Here is a 6,159-nt window from a genome sequence, read left to right as displayed (position 1 = left end):
TGGTAGAGATCAAAAGCCCGAATCCATTCTTTTTCTGTGTGTTTCTTATACATGAAAACCCCGAAGGTTGTGTCCAACTTTCGGGGTTCACATCATTTAGTTGAGCGGGGCTTCTTTAGTTTTAATTGATTTCTTTCTTCTTTTCGGATATTACATCCAGTTTTTTCTTGACCTCAGGATGTTCAAATATCCCATAGGCGATGTTCAGGTAGTATTCCGCAAAATTCCAATCCTTTTCATCAAAGTACTGTATGCCATATTCACATGCCAAGTGGAATATGGCGGGATCGCCTCCCCCCATTGGGAAACCATATTTTTTCGCAATTTCACAGAAAACATCATATCCAGTATCCTTGACACAGTCTCCTGCGGTTTTATTTATGAAATCAAGCTCTGAGTAGGCCGATTTCACCTGGCCATCACAACCCAAGCTCATTTTATAGCAGCAAACCGCTTCGGTCCACAACTTCTTTTCAATGAAGTAGTACCCCAAGTTTCTAAAGCACCTTGCGATGTCTTTTTTATTAAACGCGATCTTAAAAGTTTCGATAGTTAATTGAAAGAATTTTTCCAGTTTGCCCCTGGCCTGAAACGTAGCTGCGTGTTCCAGGGCTATATGTGCCTTCGTTGGAGCCCATCGCATTGCTTTTTTTAACGCAACTTCTGCATCGTCGAACCGTTGTAGATCCATTAAAATCCCCCCATAAATGCGGTACATATCATGCAGAGGATAATTTGGAGCTTGCATTTTTTGCGAAGGCTTGAACAAGTGCCTATGCAGGGCAATTTCAAAATGTTCATCGAAATTGTAGTATGCAGTAAGCGAGGTATTCTCGTAAATTTTCGTTCTAGAAAGCCAAGCCTCCATTTCCTTAACGCTAGGCTCTATGGTTGACAAAGCCTTTTCAGGATTTCCGTTTTGAGCTTCGTCAACGGCAATTTTTAGGATTCCCAAAAATGGAGCCAATGAATGTTTGTAGAAAACGGAATCCTTAAATTTTTGGCCATTTGAATCCGATCCGGTTATTTTTTTCGTCAATTCTGCTGTATATTGGACAATTTCTTGCATGAATTCATGATTAGGGTTCCTATCATGGAACACCTTAACCATATCAATTAAGTAGAGAACGTCTTTTGAGGCATCCCCAGTAAGGCCAGAATTGATTTCTTCCTTTATTTTTTCAAATTCTTCTTTTAAGTGTTCCATTTTACGAGCTCCTTTTCATGATGATCCATAAACGCCATTTTGACGCATCACAAGTTTTTTATCGGTCTTAGAGCGAAAAATGTCAAGTATTATTTGAAAAAAAGAAAAATTGTCACTTTTTTGACGGTACACCAGTTCCGCCTTTATCCCCCTTAAAGAACAAATGTATAACTTTTAGTAGTTCTTGATTGTTTATATGGAAAGGTAATGATGAGAGTAGTTTGCGACTTCAGTGGATTGTCTAATGTATCCGCAGATAAGACACGAGATTTACCGGAAGAATTCAAATCGAAGTCCAAAAGATTCTTTTGGACTTTTGACAAACTTTCCGATTTTTTTGCGGTGGAAAGTTCCGTCTTTTTCAATGACTATCTTGAATATCTACAATCACCGGATGTCTTACCGAACCTAAAGCGATACCAAAAGGTATTCGTCTTTCCGTTTTATTATCAAAAATTCAAGGAAAAGGCTACTGATAGCATAAATCGCAGGGAGCTGTATAAGGGTTTCGCGGATTGCATTCCCGAATTCGACACAAAACAAATGACAGGTCGACGCCATAGTGAATATGTAGAAGCATTTAAAAAAGGGGAATGGCCAGAAATCAAAAATCCCCTAGATTTTTGGGGTAACCTAGAGTCCGATAATATTTACACAAGTATATTTCAGTTCATCTATGTTACATCCGATTTTGTTCGGTACTGCGATGAATCTCACATTGATTTCGACCTTCTTGGATGCATAAGCTTTTCCAAAAATCCCGCAGAACATTCCAATCGATTCGAAAATGTGCCGTTTGATGTGAACGAAGCAAACATTCCCTGGGTCATCGATTTCTTTTTTCCAATAATACAGGAAAAAGTTTCCGAAACGGACAGTTATTCTAATTTATGGTTTCAGCGTACGTTGGCCAACAATATTACGAAATGCGAACGCAGCCATATTTTCCAAAAATGTATAGCAAAGGTATTCTTGCCCGCTTGGAATAAAAAGAAGAAAATATTTCACGAAAGAAAAGGATTCACGACAAAACTATCCACGCTGTTCAAGGAGCTATTGTTTAGGGCTCGTTTTTACGGAGTGATTGCAACGCCTTATATTGACTTGGCGGACGATGAATCCACCTATCCAGATGCGGTCATGGCAAAGTTGGAATTGTCCCATTTATGCTATGAGAACGTATCCATATTCAATACGATTAAGTTTATAAAAAAAGCTAGGTCGACATTTGCCATGCGTTTAAAGGGAGCCCCCCTAAACAGTGACAAGATAGATGAAAATGAAAAGTTTTTTGTGCATCTAAAGAAGATTAATTTTTTACAGTTGTTAGAGACAATCTCTAAGTTAAAACTCTTTATAAACAATCGATCTTCATTAGAAAATGCAGATCGTGAGGAACTTTTTAATTTCTTATACGGCATCCTCAACTTCATGGCAGGAAATACACAAAATCTAAGAGTATTTCTACAAGGAAATATGAAAACGCTCATTAACATGGATGTGGAAAGATGGCTGATTCCTACGCTATTAGACAAGCTTATGTATTTTAGATTCCTCACATACGGCGATTTTGTGGAAGTTTCAAAACTCAACCTGAACATACAAGAATTCATTAATTGGGTTCAAGAAAAATAACGACCACAAAATCCTGGCCATTTTGCTAACGACCACAAAATCGGTTCTGATTTGAACCCCCTTCTCTCTAGGAGATAGGGGTTTCTTAATCTACATTACTCCTTGCGCAAAGCTTTGGCAATCAAAACATTCAACATGCTTTATAGGAGTAAAACATGTCCAACAGAACTCAAGAAAACCTTAATCACCATGCAAATCAGATGAACCCCAACAACCAGGCTTATCAGGATCGCATGAACAATCATTCTAATCAGCTGAATCCCAACAATTGGCGTTATCAGCCGCCAAAAGGAGGTAAGTAATATGGAACTTGTAAACGGTCCGTCTACAACAGGCCAAAAATCAGGTGGTGGCCGCGGAAACAATCCGCCCGGTGGAGGTAAGTAAAGAAAAGTTCGCTCACATAGTGGGCGAACTTTTTCATTCTTATCTAACTCCCCGAGGCACTTCCTTTTACCCTACCAGCAGTAGGGCGTATTTTTGAATCAGGGGGAAGCTGCTTTCTACATAGTCCAGCGGGTTCGTCTGAATTTTCCGGAAGATGTAGTTACAGAAGGTCCAGGCCACCATGGATTTTCGAGGGGGCAAGGTTTCCGCCAGGGGAATCACTTCCTCCTGGAGAATCTGTCGGGTTTTCCGCAAAGTGTCCACCCAAGATTCAAGACTTTCCATAATGTCATCAGAGCTATATTGGCTGCCCATATTGACAACGAATCTACCATTATGGGTTTTTAAAACGCGATCATGAAAGCCATAGACTTTCCTGGGCGACATCCGCTGGGCAATGGCATTCTGGACGGCCTCTTCCATATGGATCAAATCACTCAAGACCCTGTCCCACTGAACTGTACATTTATCCCAATGCAGTACCGTCCCCGCCGTATCGCTAACGGAAACCTTCGTCAGTTCGGGAATCAGCCCCACCCAGGAAAGCATCCGCATCATCTGGCGAGGCGTAAAAGGCTTCTGCATAAAGGACTCGTAGAAAAATCCATTTTCCATCTCTTCAGGGTTCTCAGGGACCTTGATGATGAACAAGTCCCCGTCACTTTTACCGTCTCTCTCCAGAGAAATCCTGTTTCCATATTCCAGCAAGGCCCTCATGGTCCTGAACTCCGATATGGGTCCGATACTATGCACAGCAAAAGGAACCTTCAATTCCTCCAGGGACAAAAGGGGCAGCGGATTCTCCACCAAAATGGAGCCTTCAAACCTAACGCAAATGACATCATAAAGGTTTTCGTTCTCCCCGCGCAGAATCTCAACTTGCAAGCTCTCCGGATTTACCCGATAGCGAATTCGGCCATTTTCGGAAATGAAGTCATCCCGCAGGATATACGTGGCCGTTACCAAAGGTTCCCGCAGCAACTCCAGAGCGGCCTCATCGGCAACCATCCCTCGGGGCGTCCTGAACGCCACCATATTGTAATCTACGGTAGTCCATTCCCCCGCCAAGACCCTACGGATCAAATCCCGGGAAGGGGCGCCCTGAGGTTCATCGCAAAACTGCTTGAAGGTGACTCCCCCCACAAAGAGTATCAAACCCTGCAACTGCTGGCGGAAACGAACTGAGTGGAGCGTCACCTGATCCTGCACCCCGAAGTATTTCCCTTCCGGGAACTTATATTCCGGGCTTTCCTTAAAGATCATGGACCTGGCATTGGGATACCCACGCCGATCCAAGTCCATATAGCGGCTGCCATAATTCGCGGTCTGATTCCGCAGCCACTTCTTAAAGAACCCCAGCTCGTTATCCAGTTCCTTGCGCAAAATCGGCACATCAACCATCTTGATTAGATTCTTGTGGGCATCCGGTTCCGGCGACGATGCCCCGGGGGAAAGGAACATCACGAAATCTTCCACGAAAAAATCCGTCGCTTCTTCCAGGCGTTCAATATAAGACTCCACCACATCTTCGCCAGGCTTCAAGTCCCCATAATACAGAACCTCGATAGGGCTCACCACGTTTCCGTAGCTCACACAGAAAAACGGCCAGTGGCAGGAACGGCAGCACAAATCCAGATACAGACGCCCATACAGTTTCCCCACCGACTGCAACAACAAGGATGTAAAATAAACCGAAATGGAAAACAGGATAAACCGTTCCTGTTCATCTACCCCTGGAATCGGTTCCAGAACCGCCAAACCCTGATTCAAATTCGTGTAGTAGGGAACGCACCTATACTTATGCAGTTTCTCCGCCGTAATCTCCTGATAGGCATTGGCGTTAACATCCTTCAAGAACCAGCCCTCTTCACGATACTCCTTAAACGTCATCCTGAATACCTCGGCTTACTCTATCGCCCGCCGAGCCCAAAGTGTCAAAAAATTTTTGAAAAAATTGAAAAAAATTTTATTACCCCAAAAACGAGAGATCGGACTTCGTTCTGTTCTATATTTAGGGTATGAGCAAAATACAACGCAGTGAAATGACCCCCGTCCTCGAAGGAATCCTCGTTCGCCTGGCCAAGCTGGGCTTCGTCAGAGCCGCAGGCACCCTTTACGAGGCGTAGATTACAGAAACTACACAGGCGAACTTTTCCAGGACTTCACCAAGGCCATCCAGAGTTTTAGTTTCAGCAATGCCAGCACCACGGCAAAACTCCCCTTCTTGAGCTACGCCGTGGCCAACGTCAGCTTCCGCGCCAAGGACGTACTCCGCAAGGAAAAGCGCGAAAAGAAACTCCTCCGCACATTCTCCGGCCTGGCCAATGCGCGGCGCACCGACGAAATGGACCTGAGCGACGACGATATCATCGATCAGGCGATCCAGTACGAACTGAATTACAACGGTGTCCAGGCAGACATGAAGCAGGAGGCCCTGGAGGAAATGGTACGCAAGATTTTCAACAAGCTCAAGGAACAGAACCGCGAAAGCTTTGAATTCATGCAGACCTGCTATGATGTCATCAACGAGTCGGAAGACAACAAGCTCCACATGGACGAAGTGGCCAAGCGCTTTGTCAAGCGTGCCGACGGCCGACTGGTAATGCGCTGCCGCAGCGACATGTACCATCACAAGCGCAACGCACGCGCCGAGATCTCCGAAAAGACCAAGGCCGAACTGGACCGCATCCTCAACGACAACGGCGGCGAAGCCCTGCCCTTGACCAAGATCGATTCTGATTCTGGCGTGGCCTAGAATTTTGTGCAGTGCATTTTTCGTCGCGCGTACATACTAACGGGCGGTTTTCGCCCGTTTAGTATGCATCCAATTTTTGTACATCTTGAGGTGATGCATACTAAACGCTCCTTCGGAGCGGATTAGTATGTACGCGCATCCCGAGAGCAACCCGAAATCAACCTGAAATGCGCCT

General features: G+C 44.5%; 5 protein-coding genes. 3 read left to right on the top strand and 2 right to left on the bottom strand.

Annotation, left to right across the window (positions count from 1 at the left end):
• Nucleotides 1-121: 121 nt before the first annotated feature.
• Nucleotides 122-1,207, bottom strand: coding sequence for a tetratricopeptide repeat protein (locus BUB59_RS14720; protein ID WP_073231388.1), 1,086 nt, complete (start codon nt 1,205-1,207; stop codon nt 122-124).
• 207 nt (nt 1,208-1,414) lie between these two features.
• On the opposite strand from BUB59_RS14720, the gene BUB59_RS14715 reads away from it, so the two are divergent.
• Together BUB59_RS14715 and BUB59_RS15530 are read left to right on the top strand one after the other, a co-directional pair.
• A complete protein-coding gene (locus BUB59_RS14715) occupies nt 1,415-2,842 on the top strand; it encodes a hypothetical protein (protein WP_073231386.1) in 1,428 nt (475 codons plus the stop codon).
• A gap of 155 nt (nt 2,843-2,997) precedes the next feature.
• Entirely contained in the window at nt 2,998-3,144 is a 147-nt protein-coding gene (locus BUB59_RS15530; RefSeq protein WP_200778846.1) for a hypothetical protein, read from the top strand.
• 151 nt (nt 3,145-3,295) lie between these two features.
• Here the strand turns inward: BUB59_RS15530 and BUB59_RS14710 are convergent, their stop codons facing one another.
• On the bottom strand, nt 3,296-5,119 hold the full coding sequence (locus BUB59_RS14710; protein WP_073231384.1) for a hypothetical protein: 1,824 nt from the start codon (nt 5,117-5,119) through the stop codon (nt 3,296-3,298).
• Between the two features lie 334 nt (nt 5,120-5,453).
• Between BUB59_RS14710 and BUB59_RS14705 the strand changes: the two genes are divergently transcribed.
• Nucleotides 5,454-5,984 (top strand): hypothetical protein, encoded by a 531-nt coding sequence (locus tag BUB59_RS14705; RefSeq protein WP_073231382.1) that lies wholly within the window; start codon nt 5,454-5,456, stop codon nt 5,982-5,984.
• Nucleotides 5,985-6,159 lie beyond the last annotated feature (175 nt).

Source organism: Fibrobacter sp. UWEL (assembly GCF_900142535.1).
Lineage (GTDB): Bacteria > Fibrobacterota > Fibrobacteria > Fibrobacterales > Fibrobacteraceae > Fibrobacter.
This window is presented reverse-complemented; position numbering and strand designations above follow the sequence as displayed.